Origin of the sequence: Klebsiella sp. A52 (genome assembly GCF_018388785.1) — a bacterium.
In the GTDB taxonomy this organism is placed as follows: Bacteria; Pseudomonadota; Gammaproteobacteria; order Enterobacterales; family Enterobacteriaceae; genus Klebsiella; species Klebsiella aerogenes.
This window is the reverse complement of record NZ_CP074437.1, coordinates 698,599-715,773: the sequence shown is the minus strand read 5'-3', so window position 1 is coordinate 715,773 and position 17,175 is coordinate 698,599. Positions and strand designations below refer to the sequence as shown.

Here is a 17,175-nt window from a genome sequence, read left to right as displayed (position 1 = left end):
GATTTTCTTCGTCTGGTTGACCTGCGGCAACTCATGTATGATCGGCACCCCCGAAATAGACTAACGCCCGGCGAGCGCTTTATTCATGAACGATGAAAGCAAAAAATATATCTCTGTTATTTTTAAGGAGTGGCTACCGCTGTATGACAGCCTGACGCCAGCCGTTAAGGAGGTACTTAAAAATATCGCAGAGGAGCAATCGGAAGCGTTAGCGGCCCGGTTTTATGATTTTATTTTTCAGGATCCGGATATTGCCCGCCACCTGACTTATGATTTAGTTCAGGAAAGACTGAGCCGCTCGCTGGCGCTATGGGTGAAGGAGATCCTGACCAGCGACAAAGCGCAGTTGCCGGCGCTGGCGGAACGGCAATATCAGATTGGCAGCATCCACGCGCGGATCGGTATCCCGGCGGAGGCGGTGCTGCGCGGCGCCCGGCAAATTAAGGCCGGGCTTATTGAGTATATCCGCAGCCACGTTAACGACCGCCAGATTGCCGTCGATGCCATCTATTACGCTATTATGGCGATTAATATGGCCGTTGAGATGATGTGCCATGCCTATACCTTATCGCACTATCGGGCGACCAAAAACGAAGAGGCTTATCGCCTGTATAGTTTGATGGACAATGTCCCGATGGAATATGGCAAACAGCAGGCGGCGCTTTCCGGTTGGGAAAATACGGCAATTTTTAATATTGTTAGCGAAAATAAAGCGCATACTAACGCTACGTTATTATCTGAATCGGAATTTGGTCTCTGGTTCCGCCATAAATGCGTGCGCTATTTTAACAAAAATAGCCAGATGGACGAAATCGCCGCATTAATTTCGCAGGTCGACGACTTATTAATAGGATGGCGGGCATCAGCCTCTGCCATGGATTATAAAAATACACAAAACCTGATTCAGGGGATCCATATTCATTGCCAGCAAATCGGCAGCCAACTGGGCGTAATTTTTAGCAGCCTGTCGCAGATGCAAAACGGCAAAGATGCATTAACCAGCCTGCTTAACCGCCGCTATTTGCCGGTGGTGCTCAAGCATGAAGTGACGCTGGCGATGGAGCATGAGTTGCCGATGACGGTGGCGATCGTCGACATCGATCATTTCAAAGGCATTAACGATAACTGGGGCCATATGGTGGGCGACCGGGCGATTAAACATGTCGCGGAACTGCTCAGCGACAATATCCGTTCCAGCGACTATATCTTCCGCTACGGCGGGGAAGAGTTTCTGCTGGTGCTGGTGGAGACCGGCGTGTCAGAGGCGTTTACCATCCTCGACCGCCTGCGGAAAAAAATTAGCCAACTGGCGTTTAACGTTGGCGGCGATACGCAGATCCCAATCACCGCCAGCATTGGCTATGCCGTGCACTCCGGCCATCCCGATTACAACCTGCTGTTGCGCGATGCCGATAATGCGCTGTACGCCGCCAAACGCGAAGGGCGCAACTGCGTGAAGATGCATAAAGGCAGGGTGTAAAACGAGCCCCGGCAGCGTAGCGCGACCGGGGCAGGGCTCTGAAGCTCAGAACAGCACCGGCAGCCCCAGCCCGCGCTTCACTTCATGCAGCGTCCGCTGCGTGAGCTGGTGGGCGCGTTCGCTGCCCTGGCGCAACAATTCCAGCAGCATTCCTTTATCCTGACTGTAAGTGGCCCGGCGTTCGCGGATCGGCGCCAGTAGCTCCTGCAAGCAGGTTTCCAGTTCATTCTTACACTGGCGATCGCTCAGCCCGCCGCGTTGATAGTGGGCTTTCATCTCAGCAACCAGCGCCTTATCGCTATGGAAAGCGTCTAGATAGGTGAACACCACGTTGCCGTCGACATGCCCCGGATCGCTGACTCTCAGGTGTGTCGGGTCGGTATACATCGCGCTGACCGCGCGGTGAATCTCCTCTTCACTGGCCGATAACGTCAGCGTATTGCCCAGCGATTTCGACATTTTGGCATTACCGTCGACGCCCGGCAGGCGGCTCACTTCGCTGAGTAGCGCTTTGCAGTGGCGCAGTACCGGTTCGCCGGTGAGGCTATTCATTTTGTGGACGATTTCGTTGGTCTGCTCAATCATCGGTAGCTGATCGTCGCCCACCGGCACCAGCTCGGCCTTGAAGGCGGTGATATCGGCGGCCTGGCTAATCGGATAGGCGAGAAAGCCAACCGGCAGCGAGCGGGCAAATCCCTTCTGGGCAATCTCATTTTTTACCGTCGGATTACGTTCCACGCGGGCGACGGTGACGATATTCATATACAGCGCGCTGAGCTCCGCCAGCGCGGGCAGAGCGGACTGCAGGCAAATAGTGGTGAGCCTGGGGTCGATGCCGACGGCCAGATAATCGGCCATGACTTCGAGGATATGGTGGCTGATTTTTTGCGGGTTGCTGCCGTTATCGGTGAGCCCTTGCAGGTCGGCGATCAGGATAAACTGCTGGTGGTCGTGCTGCAGCGCGACGCGCTGGCGCAGCGAGCCGACGTAGTGGCCAAGATGTAGTTGGCCGGTCGGGCGGTCGCCGGTGAGGATGGTTTGTGGATGGTTCATCAGGGACTCCTTATCAGACTGTTCAGCCGAAAGACGTCCTGAAAATAACAAAGCCGCCTTCCGGCGGCTTTGAAAATGGAAACGTGTATCGTGCCGCCTGTTATGCAGGCAGCCACCAACGACGGGGGTAGGTAACGATAACGTTTCTGTTCATCTTTTTATCCTGCCACGAAATCACGGCGGGGTAAACCTGTTGCGTACAAAGTATTACTCAGCAATCTGAAATCCTGCTCGTAAGCAGGTTTTGCTGAATTTGGTACCTCTGACTGGGAGGATCACATATGCTGTTCTTCAATTTTCAATTGCTTACGCCATACGCGGTTATGTAACGTCAAGACGATCGACTGGTAAAATGATGATGAATTCATCCACATGATATTCAGGCAGAAAAACATCAAACCTAAAGCAGATGTTATCTGTGGCGTATAATTGTCTACCGTGCCGAATAAAAATGAAAACCAGGAACCGATAAAGTAGATAATGCTAGTTATTCCTGTCATCGTGATAATAATCAGATGTAATTTATATCCGTTTAAAGAGCCTCGAGCAGTCAGTAACGTTGTAGTCATGATAACTACGCAATATACGATCGCTGCAAAAAAAACGCCCATCAGTACTTTGTATTCAGGTATTCCTAACCAGCGAAAGAGTAGCATCCATACATAAACCTGGGGCATCGCGTAGCAAAAGATAGCAAGTATCATGCTGATCGCGATAGGAATACCGGCCATGTGTATACCAGGCGCCGCGCCGAATCGGCTTTTTAACCGATCCTTTAGTTGTTCCAGGTGTTGCAGATCGCTGGTTGCCAGTTTTTTCTTGATGATAGCGCTCAACACGAGGCTCTTCTTAATATATTTCATCATTGTGGAGCAATGGAGCCCAGTGAATGGAAGCGATTGAATTAAGCCAAAAGATACTTCCCTGATTATGTCATATTCTGAGGGGCCTGATGGTGCCCGGAATCGCGCTACCGACAAATGCCGAGGCGATGTCCATGTAAATCACGGCTCTCACCCAGCATGGTGAATGAGCCGGGCAAGGCGTAGCCGCCGCCCGGCAAGATAAACAAACCGTTGTTACATGGTCGAGAAGACGTTCATGATCACGCCGCCGGAGATAATCAGCGCCATGGCGATAATGGCCGCCAGGTCCGGCTTCTGCTTATAGAGGATCATGGAGCAGATCGTCACGCCGACGATACCGAAGCCGCACCACAGCGAGTAGGCTACGCCCACCGGAATGGTGCTCATCGCGCGGGTGAGGGCGAAGTAGCACAGGCCGTAGGCGCAGACCACCAGCACTGAAGGCGCCAGCTTGCTGAAGCCGTTGGTTTTTTTGATCATCGAGGTGCCGGTGATTTCGGAGCCGATAGACAGCGCCAGCCATAAAAATCCGAGATTAAACATAGGGTATTCCTTTCCTGTTAGTTGGCGATTTTCTTATCCATGGAGGCGACTGGCGCGGGTTCTTCGCTCTCTTCGGAACCCATTTTCGAGAACAGGTTCATGATAACGATGCCGCTGGCGATCACCGCCATGCCGATGATGGCGGCGGTATCCGGGTGCTGGCCGTAGAATGCCATTCCCAGCGTCGAAACCACCAGGATACCGGTGCCGGACCAGGTGGCGTACGCCAGGCCGACCGGGATATCTTTCACCGCCCTTGAGAGCGAGTAATAGCAGGTGCAGTAGAGCGCAATCAGCAGTACGAGCAACAGCATTTTGCTGCTGCCTTCGCTGCTACCGAACATTTTTAACGTCGAGGTTGCCGAGGTTTCGGAGAGGATAACCAGCAGCATCCATAACCAGCATTTTGTTTTCGAAGACATCGTTAAGCTCCAGGTTCATAGTTGGGTAAGGTCATATCTTTCTGTTTTTTAAATAATCAATGGCCGCATCGGTCAGCTGCGCGTACGGGGCCGCCGCCAGCGCCGGATTATTCACCACGTCTGTGACGGTGAGATAACGGCGCGGTTCGCTGCTGGTGGCGGCAGGCGCGGTGGGCGCGTCCAGCGTCGCCAGCAGCTCATTCATCGTGCCGAGGAAGACGCCGCAGGCTTCCAGACGAGCCAGCGTGGCCAGCAGATGCCCGGTATAGGCGCTGTCGGCCTGCGCGCCGCGTAGCTGGTTGAGTTCGCTAAGCGGATCGCAGTGATAGCGCAGCGCCAGCACGGGAATACCCTTCAGCAGCGCCTCGTGCGCGCAGCGGGCGAGCGGGCTGCTGCGCGTGCCGTTCAGCAGGTCTGAAGCCAGCGGGTAATCGAGAAACGGCAGCAGTACCGCCCGCCACGGCGCTGACGGCAGGGCATCCTGCCAGGCCGATGACGGGATAATCTCGCCTACCTCTCGCCATGCGGCGGCGTCGGCGAGACCATCCTCCAGCGCGAGGCGCAGCGGGTAGCCGCAGCTTGTCAGGCGCTGGCGGATTGCCGCGCGGTAGCCGTCAGCGGCGGTCACCATCACCAGTACCGGCGGTTGCAGGCGCTGTAAAATCCGCGCGACTAAACCTTCAATCTGTTCGTCGGTCATGGCGAGCCTCCGTTAGCCGATGAGCGTCACCTGCGCGCCGTTTTTCAACCCGGCGGCATTGGCTTCTTCGGTGTCAATGTGAAACTCCAGCGCGAAGTCATCGCGCACCCGCACCACCACTTCATCGAAAGTCAGCTGGCGCTCGCCGTTGCTGCGCACGCTGACCTTCTGGCCATTGCTAACGTTGAGTCGGCGCGCGTCCTGCGGCGACATATGAATATGGCGCCAGGCGCAGATCACCTGCGAATGGAGTTCAACGTGGCCAGCGGGCCCAATCAGCAGCGCGCTGCCGGCATTCTCCAGCTGGCCGGACTCACGAACTGGCGCCTTAATCCCGAGCGTGAAGCAGTCGGCGCGCGACACTTCCAGCTGCGATAGCGGGCGGGTTGGCCCCAGCACGCGGACGTTGGTCAGCGAGCCCTTCGGCCCGACAACGGTCACGCACTCCTGGGCGGCGAACTGCCCCGGCTGGCGCAGCGGTTTGAACGGCGTCAGGCTGTAGCCTTTGCCGAATAGCGCCTCGACGTCCTGTTGCGCGAGATGAACGTGGCGGTTGGAGATCCCCACCGGGATTACCGGCGCCGTTGCGTTCAGGCGAACGGTGATTTTTTCGCGAAGCAAGGTGTCGATCATGACTTCTTCCCTTTCTTCAGCGCCGGATGCTTATCTTCCGCTTCGTTCGGGGCGGCAGGCGGAACGATGGGTTCCGGGGCGGCGATAACCACAGGTTCGGCCGCTTTTTTCGCAGGCGGCGGGTTGCCTTTGAGGTTGCTTAACGCTTCAACCACGCAGCGCTCCGGGCGGGCAATGACCAGCGACTTCACGGTGTGCTCGGCGCCAGCCACCGCCACGCCGCGCTCGATAGCGGTGTGGATGGCGCTGATTTCCCCTTCAAAGCAGACGCTCACCAGCCCGGAGCCTGGTTTGCGATAGCCAATGCAGGTCACTCCCGCGGCTTTACAGGCGGCGTCGACGGCCTGAATGGCGGCGACCCATCCTCGCGTTTCAATTACGCCTAAACTTTTCATGGTCGGCTCCTGTTAATGGCGGACTAAGCGAATATCAAAATCAAATTGCTGGAAGAAGGTTTCCAGCCGGTCCAGTTCGTCCGGTGAATAAGACGGGTCCTGGGTAATCGGGTAGGGCATATCCAGGCGTTCGTATTTTTTGCGCCCCAACTGGTGGTACGGCAGCATGTCGATGCGGCGGATATTCCCGCGCTTCGCCAGCTTCTGTACGTAATCAATCGCGCCGGTAATGGCGTCGAATGAGTCGTTGTAGCCGCGAATGAGCGGCATGCGCACAATCACATTGGCGCCGGAATCCACCAGCCATTCGAGATTGCGGCGGATCCCTTCGTTGCCGATGCCGAGCATCGCCTTGTGGTGTTCGCTGTTAATCTGCTTTATGTCGAACAAGAAGGTGTCGGTGACCGGCGCCAGCTTCTGGTAGTTGGCAAGCGGGGTGGTGCCCTGGGTTTCGACGGCGGTGTTAATCATCATTTTTTTGCATTCGCTAAATAAGGCGACGGCAAAATCGGTCTGCAGACTCATCTCGCCGCCGCCGATGGTCACGCCGCCGCCGGAGGAGATGTAGAAGTCGTAGTCCTGCATGATGATCTCCATCAGCTCGCTGACGGTGACGTCCTTGCCCATAATGTCCAGCGCGTTCTGGGTGCAAATCTCTTCGCATTTGCGACAGCCGATGCAGTCTTTGTTGCGGTCAACGAAGTGCTTCATTTCGCCGTTTTCTTCCGCCCGATAATGAATACCCGCCGGACAGACGCTGACGCAGTCGCCGCAGTTAATGCATTTGTCGTGCGAGAACATCACCTGGAACTGGCTGCTCAGCCCTTCCGGGTTGGCGCACCACGGGCAGCGAATGTTGCAGCCCTTAAAAAACACCAGCGTGCGAATGCCATCGCCGTCATAGATCGAATATTTCTGGATATTGAAAATTCGGCCCGTTAATTCTTGTTTTGCGATCACGCTTGCCTCCCGCTCCGTCCCGTTACGGGACGGAGAACTTCCGGTTATTTCTCAAATACAGCTCATTTAATTCTCTTTAAGAGAACTAGAACTTCTCAATCACCGTACGACTGATGATCTCGTCCTGGACCTCTTTGCACAGCTCAACGAAGTAGGCGCTGTAGCCGGCGACGCGAACGATCAGGTCGCGGTATTTCTCCGGCTCCTGCTGCGCCTTCTTCAGTACTTCGTTATCGACGTAGCTGAACTGCATCTGGCCGTTGCCAAGAATCGAGGCGGTACGCAGCAGGGTAATCAAGCCGTGGCGACCTTCCGGGGTATCCAGCAGCCCTTTGAGGAACTTGAAGTTGTGCACCATGCCGATGTTCATGGTTTCCACGTTCATCTTGCTGACCGACTTGATAATCGCCGTCGGGCCTTGTTTATCCGCGCCCTGAGTCGGGCTGATGCCGTCGGAGAGCGGCATCCACGCCAGGCGGCCGTTAGGCGTGGCGTTGGTCAGCTCGCCGATTGGCGTGTTGTTGGAGATAGACAGGGTGCCGTGGCTCAGGGTCGAGTAGAGCATTTTGTATTTACGGCACTCTTTCTCGGTCCATTCGGTAATATCCAGCGCGTACTGGTCGACGTAGTTATCGTCGTTACCGTATTTCGGCGCGTTCAGGCAGTCGCGGCGCAGCGCTTCGTAACCTTCAAAGTTGGCCAGCAACGCATCGCGGATCTGCTCAAGGGTGTATTTCTTCTCTTCGAACACCAGCTTGCGGATCGCCGCCATCGAATCGACGTAGGTCGCCAGACCGGAGAAAATCAGCCCCGGACCGTGGTTGACCATCGCGCCGCCTGCGGCGACATCTTTGCCGCTCTCCATGCAGCCTTCGACCAGCAGCGACATCAGCGGCTTCGGCGCCACATCGCGGTGGACGCGCTGGCTGATGACGGTGCCGATGGCCGACAGGCGCACGATGTGGGCGATCTGCTGTTTCACCGCCGCGTCGAAATCTTCGAAGGTGCGCAGGTCGCGCAGGTCGCCGGTATCCAGCCCCTGATAGCTATCGAACAGCACCATCCGCCCGCGGTTAAGCACGAATTCGATAGCGATAGGCCACTGGGTGTAGCCGGTGGAGGTCCACTGGTAGATGCGCCCGGATTTTTGCGGCTCAACGCAGCCCATCAGGCAGTAGTCGCGGGCGTCTTCAAAATCGAAGCCTTTGCGCAGCATCATCTTGATGTGGGAGTCATCGAAGTGGCAGGCCGGGAAGCCCATTCCCGCTTTCACCACGTCGACGATTTTTTCCATGTATTTCTGCGGCGACTGGTTGTGGATACGGCAGGCCAGCGACGGCTGATAAACCTTCACAAAGCGCACCGCGTCCATAATCAGGTAGGTCAGATCGTTACAGGCATCGCCGCCGCTACGTTTCTGGCCGCCAACGGTGAGGTTGATAAACGGCTGATAACCTGCGAAATATTTCGCTCCCAGCTCGCTCGACATCCACATCAGTTCGGCACATTTGATGATGAACGCCTGCAGCAGCTCCAGCGCGCTGTCGTGGGTCAGGCGGCCTTCGCGGATATCGGCTTCGAACATCGGGTAGCAGTACTGGTCGACGCGCCCCAGCGACAGCCCGGTCTGGTTCTCTTCGATTTCAAACAGTGACTCGACGGTCCAGATACTCTGCAGCGCTTCCTGCAGGGTCTTCGGCGGATTGGCCGGCACGTTTTCGTTGACGTCGGCGATGGTCAGCAGTTCGGCGCGGCGCTGGGCGTTTTGCTCTTTAGCCGCCAGTTCGCGGGCGTGGGCGGCGATGCGGCGGGCGTAGTTGACCACCCCTTCACAGGTTTCAATCGCCGCTTTGTAGTAGTAGATACGGTCGATATCTTCCGGGTTTTCCATGCTAAGGCCGGCCAGATGCGCCTCGGCATCGGCTTTAATGCCGTTCATCCCTTTGGTGAACAGCAGCACGTCGTAGCCCGGACAGGTATCGCCGCCGCCGTTAATCTGGTGATAGGAGAGGTCGCTGACGAAGGTCTCGCCGCTGAAGGCCCAGACGCCGGCCTCACGGTATTGCGCTTCGCAAATCTCATCCAGCGAACGGCCTTCCCAGAACGGGACGATCTCTTCGCGAATGGTTTTTTTATCCGCTTCGCTGATTTCAAACGGATCCTGCGGGCGGGTGCTCATGGTGTCGAGCTCATCGCGCACCCAGCGCCAGGCGATATCCGGCGAGAAGGCGCCCGCGCGCGGCTTGCCGCACGGATGGCCGACAATCAGCTCATCGTCCTGAATCAGAATCGGCGCGGTTTCGCAGGCGTGGCGGAAAGCTTTGGCGCGCAGCAGAATGGTCGGCATGCCCGGGTTGGCTTTGACCACTTCGGTAAAGGCCAGCGCGCGGTAGATAGAGACGCTCGGGCGTACCGTCAGGTAGTGGTTACGCAGGCGCTGCATACGCGGAGTTAAGCCTTCCATCGCCGGCGTGTCGGCACAGGCGGCGAACGGCGCGTGGCTGACCTGTTGTGCGCCGCTAAACAGACGCACCGGCAGATTCAGCGCGCTGAGGTTGCGTTGGGCGCTGATAAACATCGCCGAGAGTTCGTTCACTTCGGCGTTATCAAAAGAGGCGCCGTGCAGCATGGCGTCGAGCATCGGATAGCCGTCAATGGCGCAGGCGGCGCGGACTTCGCTCAGTTCCGCCAGCTTGAACCACAGGCACTCCACGATTTCATAGGCCTGCTGGGTATTCAGCGCGCCGCTGTTGATATCGCGCTGGAAGTAAGGCAGTAGCGCTTTATCCGCCCCGTGCGGGTTAACCGCATAGCTGCCGTTATCCAGCTGTAGCGCCAGCTGGAACAGATAGAACGCCTGGCAGGCTTCTTTGAAATTACGCGCCGGATGGGCCGGAACGTGGTGCAGAATGGCCGCGCTATCGAGCAGCTCGGCTTTGCGATAAGCATTGGTTTCTGCGGCCGCCAGCTGCTCGGCGCTGTTGGCCAGATTTTGCGCCAGCGCTAACAGGGCGTCACAGGCGTAGATGGCGGCGCGGCAGCCGTTGACTTCATCCATACCGCTGCGGCTAACGGCGCTACCGAGGGCGCGGGTTTTCTCTTCCAACTGGTGCTTAATCGCCAGCACGCCTTTTTCGACGACCAGGTTGTAGTCCGGTGAATCGAGATCGCTGTTGAGGTTGAGGAACTGGAATACGGATGGCCGATGCGCGGCGCTTTCATCATGGAAAATCGCCCCGTGCGGTTTACGGGTCTGGTTACCGACGATCAGTTCGTCGGCGCTGATGGTCAGCGGCAGCTGGCGCATCAGTTCATAGAAACGGCGAGCCGGTTTGACGGCGGCGGGAATGCCTGCGATATCGCTATCCAGCGCGCTGAGGATCGCGGCGTGTTCGGTGCACAGGGTGCTTGCCTGTGAGCGTAAACGGTCTGCCAGCACTTTGACGCGCGGCGTTAAGCTGTAGTGTGCCATGTAGTATTCTCCAGATGTTCTTTTTCCGCGGCTGATGACAACCCGGTTGTGGATACAGTGTCCGTATTCCTGCCGGGTGGTGGCTGACGCCTTACCCGGCCTACAAATAACTCAGCGATCACCCGGTTATTTGTTACCCGTAGGCCCGTGCAAGCGGAGCGCCGTCGGGCGATTCCAGGCAACCGGACCAGGCCCGGCGATAAAGCTCGGTTAACGCGTTAGCGTCCGGCGCGCGTGGGTTGGTTGGGGTACAGCTGTCGCGCAGCGCCTGGCCGACCATCTCCGGCAAACGGCGTTCGAATTCAGCCACCTCAATGCCGGTGTCGCTAATGCCGGAGGGCATGCTCATCTCTTCTTTTAAAGCCTGAATGGCGACCAGCAGGCTGGCGACGCCCTGGCGCGGCGAGGCGGCTGGCAGATCCAGCAGATGCGCCAGACGGGCATATTTCGTTGCCGCAAGGGTGTCGCACTGGCCGTTGAAATCGGCGTTCCAGGCGACGACTTCCGCCATCAACAGGGCGTTGGCGCGGCCATGGGGTACGCGGAAGACGCCGCCGAGGGCGTGGGCCAGGCTGTGGGTTATCCCAAGCGAGGCGTTGGTGAAGGCCATCCCCGCCATGCAGGAGGCGTTATGCATCTTTTCGCGCGCCTGCAGGTTGTCGCCGCTGCGCCAGCAGGTCGGCAGATAGCGGAATACCTGCTGCACCACTTTCTCCGCCAGCGCGTCGGAAAAGTCGCTGGCGGCGCGAGAGACGTAGGCTTCCAGAGCGTGACACAGTACGTCCATGCCGGTGTCGGCGGTAATTGCCGGCGGCACCGAAGCCACCAGCGCCGGGTCAAGAATGGCGATATCCGGTAGTAGCGACGCATCCACCAGCACCAGCTTCTCCGCATTGGCTTTCACCACCGAAAAGGCGGTGACTTCCGAGCCGGTGCCGCTGGTGGTGGGGATGGCGACGAAGCACGGACGGGGACGGTTGCCCTGCGGTCGGGTCTGCGCCAGGGAGAAAATAACCGCTTTGGCGGCATCGATTACCGAACCGCCGCCGAGCGCGATAACCAGATCCGGATAGTGGTTATCCATCAGCTTCATGCCGCGCACCACGGTGGCGATATCCGGATCCGCCACTACGTCGTCCCACATCTGCCAGGCGATCCCGCGCTGGCGCAACAGGGCGGTGACGCGCCCGGCGAGGCCAAACTTCACCATCGCTTTATCGGTCACCAGCAGTACGCTGCGGGCGGAAAGTTCGTTCAGCACCGAGAGGGCGTCCTGACCGAAGCAAATCCGCGGTTTCAGTAAAAATTCACTCATTGGGCTATTCACTCCTGTTAGGCGTCCCGAAACACGTTCTCGACAATGGCGACCACCGACATCGCTTTGTAGCGGTCTTTATTGAGCGCGAAGTACTCTTCGGCCAGCACGATGTCGTGCATGCCGGCGCCGACGTTATCGACGGCGACCCAGGTCTGGTCTTTCATCGGCTGCTGTTTGTCATCTAAGCGGGTGATCAACAGCAGGTTGCTGCCGCGTAGCTCATCGCATTTTTGCGTGGCGACGACATGGCCGGTTACCTTTGCGAGAATCATCGTTTATCGCCTTATATCAGTGCGTTACTTAGCGAGGCGCTCCAGCACCTGGCGAATCATGCGTTCCACGTTTTGTTCGTTGATTTCACCTTCCATACTGGCGGCGCCTGCGCTGGCGAAACGGTCATCGTTGCCTGCGGAGCACGCTGGCGCGGCATTGGTCGGAGCGTTGAAACGCACGTCATCAAGAATGCTGCGCTGCGGATCGCTCGCCGGAGTAACGATGGTCGGCTGGGGCTCAGGGCGGCTGCCCGGCGCGCGAAGCTCGTCAATCGAACGCACGCCATAGCCGACTTTGCGGATATTGAGCAGGTTCATCGGGCCGACGTTGTCGGAGCTGGAGCCGCCGCCGACCGCGCCGCAGCCGAGGGTCAGCGCCGGAGAGATGTTGGTGGTCGCGCCGATACCGCCGAGCGCCGCTGGGGTGTTAATCAGAATGCGGTTGACCGGTTTTTCGAGGCAGAACTGGCGGATGACGTCCTGATTACGGGTGTGGATCACCAGCGTATGGCCGAGTCCTTCGTTGGTCAGCAGCTCCACCACGCGGTGGCAGGCGGCTTTCCAGTCCTCTTCCACGTACAGGCCGAGTACCGGGCACAGTTTTTCGCGCGAGTAGGGGTTTTTCGGCGATACGGTGGTTTGCTCGGCGATTAGCACTTTAGTGCTGGCCGGTACGCAGAATCCCGCCATCTGGCTGAGGTATAGCACGGTTTTGCCGACCACTTTCGGGTTGATGGTGCCGTTCGGGCGCAGCAGCAGCGCCGCCATTTTCGCCGCCTCATCTTCATTCATGAAGTAGACGCCCTGCGCTTCCAGCTCGCGGTGAACCTCGTCGTAAATGCAGCGTTCGACGATAATCGACTGCTCGGAGGCGCAGATCACGCCATTATCGAAGGTTTTACTGGTGACGATATCTTTCACCGCGTGGTGGATATCGGCGCTGCGTTCGATAAACGCCGGGCCGTTACCCGGGCCGCCGCTGATGGTCGGGGTGCCGGAAGCGTAGGCCGCCCGCACCATGCCTTCGCCGCCGGTGGCGAGGATCAGCGACACGTCTTTGCTGTGCATCAGTTCGGAGGTAGCTTCGAGCGTTAACTGGGTGATGCCGTCAACGCTGCCAGCCGGGGCGCCGGCCGCTTCTGCCGCGCGTTTGACGATTTCAATCGCCTTCCAACTGCACTGACGCGCGCCCGGATGCGGGGAGAAGATAATGGCGTTGCCGGCCTTGAGGGCGATCAGCGCTTTGTAGATAACCGTAGAAGTTGGGTTAGTTGAGGGGACCAGCGCGCAAATCACGCCGAGCGGCACGCCCACGTCCATCACTTTTTTTACCGGGTCGTCATGAATGATGCCAACGGTCTTCATTTCTTTGATAGCGTCGTAGACGCGCAGCGAGGCGAAACGGTTTTTCAGCACTTTGTCCTGCCAGTTGCCAAAACCGGTCTCTTCCGCGGCCATTTTCGCCAGCGCTTCGGCGTGGTGCGCTGCTTCCTGGGCCACGTTTTTCACGATGGCGTCGATTTGCTGTTGCGAAAAGGTGGCCAGAATCGCCTGCGCCTTTTTGGCGTTGCGCACCAGTTCCCGCGCGTTCTGCCGGGACTGCAAATCGTTATCCAGTTCAATCATGAGTCTATCCTTCATCAGACGAAAAGAGTGGAGACGGGGCGCGCCCTGTCAGGTCATGCTTTGTGCTGCGCCGCGATTTTTTCGATGTCGTTATGTGGACGCGCAATGACGCGAGAACTGACGACTTCGCCGATGCGTTTCGCCGCTTCCACGCCGGAGTCGACCGCCGCGTTGACCGCGCCGACGTCGCCTTTCACCATCGCGGTAACCAGGCCGGAACCGACGTTTTCATAGCCGATAAGCTCGACGTTGGCGGCTTTACACATCGCGTCCGCGGCTTCAATGCAGGCCACCAGACCTTTGGTTTCGATAAGACCAAGCGCTTCTTTCATCAGGATTCTCCGTTAGTCCGCAATCTTGTAATGCGAGACGATTTTGTTGATGTCGTTATGCGGACGGGCGATAACCAGCGAGGTCACCACTTCGCCGATGCGCTGCGCCGATTCCACACCGGAATCCACCGCCGCTTTCACCGCGCCGACGTCGCCTTTCACCATCGCGGTGACCAGGCCAGAGCCGACGTTTTCATAGCCGATAAGTTCGACGTTGGCGGCTTTACACATCGCATCCGCCGCTTCAATGCAGGCCACCAGACCTTTGGTTTCAATCAGACCTAATGCATCACCCATTTGCGTTCTCCTGGCCTTCAGGCCTTGTGTTTAATGACGATTTTGTTGATGTCGTTATGCGGACGCGCGATGACCAGCGAGGTCACCACTTCGCCGATGCGCTGCGCGGATTCCACACCGGAATCCACCGCCGCTTTCACCGCGCCGACGTCGCCTTTCACCATCACGGTGACAAGGCCAGAGCCGACGTTTTCATAGCCGATCAGTTCGACGTTGGCGGCTTTACACATCGCGTCCGCTGCTTCAATACAGGCCACCAGACCTTTGGTTTCGATAAGCCCCAATGCATCACCCATCGTGATTTCCTCCAGAACAGGTTTTGTTATTCGGGAAAACCGTCCGCGTAACGGCATCAACACGCGGAAGCGGCGTTCGGGGTTCACTATAGGGAATGGGGAAAGAAGTGAAATTTAAATCCGTGGAGATGAATATTTTAGGTTTTTACTCTGTGATTTAGCCTTATTTAGCCTTCCATTTATCTTTTCGTTCTGTTTTATGCGTGTTGATTTTTATGATGATATGGCGCTTTTTTAGACTATTTATCGGCGAGAGGTGAATGTTAATAAGATGCTAATTACTTGCCAGCAGGCGGTAATATAGCCGCGTGATAATTGTGGTTATGTGCAAGTTTTGACGTCGAAGCTAAATGCAAAACGTGCGCTTTTAGCATCGTGGAAAGAGGGGGCAATAACGGAGCGTGAGCGAGGGCGCATTTTCCTCGCGGCGATACAGAGGGGACGGGTTAGTTAAGCGTGCTGCCGGATTTCAGCGTGCAGATGTAGAGCGGTGAGTTGATAGAGCTCAGCAGGATAGCTTTGTCGTTAAGCTTCTGCGCGTTGAGGAACAGGCCATCGTGGCTGTCGGACATCTCGCGCATGAAGTAGTCAAAGATGACATTCGGCGATTCGTCGATGGATGAGGCGCTGGATTCCCATTTTTTAATGCGGTAGTGGCGTTCGGTTGCCGAGATACGTTGGCTGGTGTAGCTGAATTTGACGTAGCGCTGCAGGTAGAGCCAGCCGGCGGCGGAGTCGGTATAGCCTTCCACCACCATCGAACCGTTACCGTTGGCGGCAAAATTAAAATGGATATTGCCGTTCACATTCTCTTTTTCCATGTTTTCAAAACGCATGATCGCTTTGGTGGAGCAGCTCATCACGCCGTCGTTGGCATCCGGCAGCAGGCGCCAGGTGCTAAACCCGGCGGCGGCGATAAATGCGAGGGCGGAGAGGGCGAAAAAGGTGCGGGGCGCGAGTCTCATTGCGGCTTCCAGGAGTAGTAAAAGTAGTTATCGCAATAGCTAAATGGGTTGTCTTCGTGCATCGCGCAGTGGGCGAGAAATACCCGGCCCAGGCCGTTAGTCTCCAGCCGGTCGCCGTAGAAGAAAACGAAACGCTCCCCCGGCTTGCAGCTGAGCTTCAGCCGCTGACGCACCTCATCAAAATTCTTACCATAGGCCGTGGCCGAGACCGAACGCAGCATTTCATCGCTGGCCAGCAGTTCGCACTGGCTGTGGCTCATCAGCGTCAGATTGATTGGCCGGGCGACGTGGGTGCCGGCGAGACTAAATGCCACCAGCAGCAGGGCGATGAGCAACAGACAGCCGCCGGCCAGATACCAGCACATACCGCGCGCATGTAGAGAAGCGGTGGGCGGCGTTGGCGCCGCAGCGGGGGCGGCTTCATCAGGCGTATCGCATGTGAGAACGGCATCGGCGGGCGTCGGCTCGGCGTCGAGCAGTTCGATGCTGAGATCCTGATTCAGCTGCAGCATGCCGCGCGACACGGTGACAATAATGTTATCGATATCGTAGTGGCGGAAGGTTTTGCGCAGCATGCTCAGGTATTGATTGAGATTGCTGTTGGATGAGGTTAAGCCGTTATCGTCCCAGACCTTTTTCAACACTTCATCGCGACTGACAACGCCGGTATGGCGAAGAAAGAAATAGAGCAGCGCGTTGGCGGTAATGGATAGCTGACTATCCGGCTCATTGCCGCCCGGTAATGTTAGGGTGCCGTCCGTTGCGTCATAAATGAGACGGGCATTGATGTTGTAGCGCATCGCGGCCTCACTCTACTCGCTTCACGCGGGAAGCGTCATTTTTGTCAGATCGTTTACCAGCGCCTGGCGGTGTTCGCTGCTCATGGTGCGCCCTTCGGTCAGTTCCGATAACCAGATGCCGTCGGCGGCGTAGCGCACCAGCGTACCGGTCGGGCCGTTGTCGAGCGCATCGCCCTGCGCCAGATGATCCAGCATCCAGTCGCGCCAGCATTTTCGCAGCACCGGTTCGTCCGGCATCGCCAACGACAGCACCATCAGCTGGCGGCTCTCGTGGGTATCCGTCAGCTCCGGGTTGGACAGATAGCGCAAATAGGCGCGGGTAAAGCGTCCGTAAGCGATGTTATCGGCGGCCATCAGCTCGCTAATCGCCTTTTCCATAATCGCCAACAGCCGGGCGAACAGGGCGAAAATCAGCGCCTGTTTATTGGGAAAATGGTGCATGAGCCCGCCTTTGCTGACACCAGCCTCGCGGGCGACGGCGTTTAGCGACAGGGCGGCAATACCATCCCGACCGGCGATCATCGCTGCGGATTCAAGCAGTTGACGATGCAGACGGACGGGGTCTTTTTTACGATGCTGGGCTTCCATGTTCATGGCCCGAATCATACCGACCAGACGGTATGATTATTCTTGATCGCTATCAATATGAGAGGGCGCTTCGGACGGCGGGATGTCGTTATTGCGTGGAGGCTCACAGATTGACAGTGACCTTCAGCAGATCAGGAAGTTAGCGCGTGCGGTAATA

The 17,175-nt window shown here is 57.3% G+C and carries 19 protein-coding genes; 1 reads left to right on the top strand and 18 read right to left on the bottom strand.

What is annotated here, in order from left to right:
• The first annotated feature begins 85 nt into the window (after nucleotides 1-85).
• Nucleotides 86-1,480, top strand: coding sequence for a diguanylate cyclase (locus tag KGA69_RS03310; RefSeq protein ID WP_045395430.1), 1,395 nt, complete (start codon nucleotides 86-88; stop codon nucleotides 1,478-1,480).
• Between the two features lie 45 nt (nucleotides 1,481-1,525).
• Here the strand turns inward: KGA69_RS03310 and trpS are convergent, their stop codons facing one another.
• From trpS to KGA69_RS03220, 18 genes are all read right to left on the bottom strand, one after another.
• The gene (trpS, locus tag KGA69_RS03305) at nucleotides 1,526-2,533 is read right to left on the bottom strand and encodes a tryptophan--tRNA ligase (protein ID WP_213292805.1); all 1,008 of its coding nucleotides are present in this window, start codon (nucleotides 2,531-2,533) and stop codon (nucleotides 1,526-1,528) included.
• Between the two features lie 275 nt (nucleotides 2,534-2,808).
• Nucleotides 2,809-3,372, bottom strand: a complete 564-nt coding sequence (locus KGA69_RS03300) for a hypothetical protein (protein WP_223683747.1) — start codon at nucleotides 3,370-3,372, stop codon at nucleotides 2,809-2,811.
• A gap of 240 nt (nucleotides 3,373-3,612) precedes the next feature.
• Nucleotides 3,613-3,942, bottom strand: a complete 330-nt coding sequence (locus KGA69_RS03295; protein ID WP_004204123.1) for a DMT family transporter — start codon at nucleotides 3,940-3,942, stop codon at nucleotides 3,613-3,615.
• A gap of 17 nt (nucleotides 3,943-3,959) precedes the next feature.
• The gene (locus tag KGA69_RS03290) at nucleotides 3,960-4,364 is read right to left on the bottom strand and encodes a DMT family transporter (RefSeq protein WP_049061341.1); all 405 of its coding nucleotides are present in this window, start codon (nucleotides 4,362-4,364) and stop codon (nucleotides 3,960-3,962) included.
• 31 nt (nucleotides 4,365-4,395) lie between these two features.
• Nucleotides 4,396-5,064: a hypothetical protein gene (locus KGA69_RS03285; RefSeq protein WP_213292804.1), complete on the bottom strand. Its 669-nt coding sequence runs from the start codon at nucleotides 5,062-5,064 to the stop codon at nucleotides 4,396-4,398.
• A 12-nt stretch (nucleotides 5,065-5,076) separates the two neighbouring features.
• Complete coding sequence (locus tag KGA69_RS03280) at nucleotides 5,077-5,697, bottom strand: phosphate propanoyltransferase (RefSeq protein WP_045395440.1); 621 nt, start codon at nucleotides 5,695-5,697, stop codon at nucleotides 5,077-5,079.
• Complete coding sequence (locus KGA69_RS03275) at nucleotides 5,694-6,092, bottom strand: BMC domain-containing protein (RefSeq protein ID WP_045395442.1); 399 nt, start codon at nucleotides 6,090-6,092, stop codon at nucleotides 5,694-5,696. Before KGA69_RS03275 ends, KGA69_RS03280 begins: the two co-directional genes overlap by 4 nt.
• A gap of 12 nt (nucleotides 6,093-6,104) precedes the next feature.
• On the bottom strand, nucleotides 6,105-7,052 hold the full coding sequence (gene cutD / locus KGA69_RS03270; RefSeq protein ID WP_045395444.1) for a choline TMA-lyase-activating enzyme: 948 nt from the start codon (nucleotides 7,050-7,052) through the stop codon (nucleotides 6,105-6,107).
• 85 nt (nucleotides 7,053-7,137) lie between these two features.
• On the bottom strand, nucleotides 7,138-10,524 hold the full coding sequence (cutC, locus tag KGA69_RS03265; protein ID WP_213292803.1) for a choline trimethylamine-lyase: 3,387 nt from the start codon (nucleotides 10,522-10,524) through the stop codon (nucleotides 7,138-7,140).
• A gap of 133 nt (nucleotides 10,525-10,657) precedes the next feature.
• Nucleotides 10,658-11,839, bottom strand: coding sequence for a 1-propanol dehydrogenase PduQ (locus KGA69_RS03260; RefSeq protein ID WP_213292802.1), 1,182 nt, complete (start codon nucleotides 11,837-11,839; stop codon nucleotides 10,658-10,660).
• A gap of 17 nt (nucleotides 11,840-11,856) precedes the next feature.
• On the bottom strand, nucleotides 11,857-12,114 hold the full coding sequence (locus KGA69_RS03255; RefSeq protein ID WP_015368471.1) for a EutN/CcmL family microcompartment protein: 258 nt from the start codon (nucleotides 12,112-12,114) through the stop codon (nucleotides 11,857-11,859).
• 24 nt (nucleotides 12,115-12,138) lie between these two features.
• Complete coding sequence (locus tag KGA69_RS03250; protein WP_213292801.1) at nucleotides 12,139-13,740, bottom strand: acetaldehyde dehydrogenase (acetylating); 1,602 nt, start codon at nucleotides 13,738-13,740, stop codon at nucleotides 12,139-12,141.
• Nucleotides 13,741-13,793: 53 nt separating this feature from the next.
• Nucleotides 13,794-14,072, bottom strand: a complete 279-nt coding sequence (locus KGA69_RS03245) for a BMC domain-containing protein (protein WP_004146125.1) — start codon at nucleotides 14,070-14,072, stop codon at nucleotides 13,794-13,796.
• Between the two features lie 12 nt (nucleotides 14,073-14,084).
• Nucleotides 14,085-14,369: a BMC domain-containing protein gene (locus KGA69_RS03240; protein ID WP_002442227.1), complete on the bottom strand. Its 285-nt coding sequence runs from the start codon at nucleotides 14,367-14,369 to the stop codon at nucleotides 14,085-14,087.
• 17 nt (nucleotides 14,370-14,386) lie between these two features.
• A complete protein-coding gene (locus KGA69_RS03235) occupies nucleotides 14,387-14,665 on the bottom strand; it encodes a BMC domain-containing protein (RefSeq protein WP_012542984.1) in 279 nt (92 codons plus the stop codon).
• A 446-nt stretch (nucleotides 14,666-15,111) separates the two neighbouring features.
• Nucleotides 15,112-15,630 (bottom strand): FidL-like protein, encoded by a 519-nt coding sequence (locus tag KGA69_RS03230; RefSeq protein WP_213292800.1) that lies wholly within the window; start codon nucleotides 15,628-15,630, stop codon nucleotides 15,112-15,114.
• Nucleotides 15,627-16,430 (bottom strand): winged helix-turn-helix domain-containing protein, encoded by an 804-nt coding sequence (locus tag KGA69_RS03225; RefSeq protein ID WP_063416117.1) that lies wholly within the window; start codon nucleotides 16,428-16,430, stop codon nucleotides 15,627-15,629. The genes KGA69_RS03230 and KGA69_RS03225 overlap by 4 nt, the downstream gene beginning before the upstream one ends.
• Nucleotides 16,431-16,451: 21 nt before the next feature.
• On the bottom strand, nucleotides 16,452-17,036 hold the full coding sequence (locus KGA69_RS03220) for a TetR/AcrR family transcriptional regulator (RefSeq protein WP_015704263.1): 585 nt from the start codon (nucleotides 17,034-17,036) through the stop codon (nucleotides 16,452-16,454).
• Nucleotides 17,037-17,175: the final 139 nt, after the last annotated feature.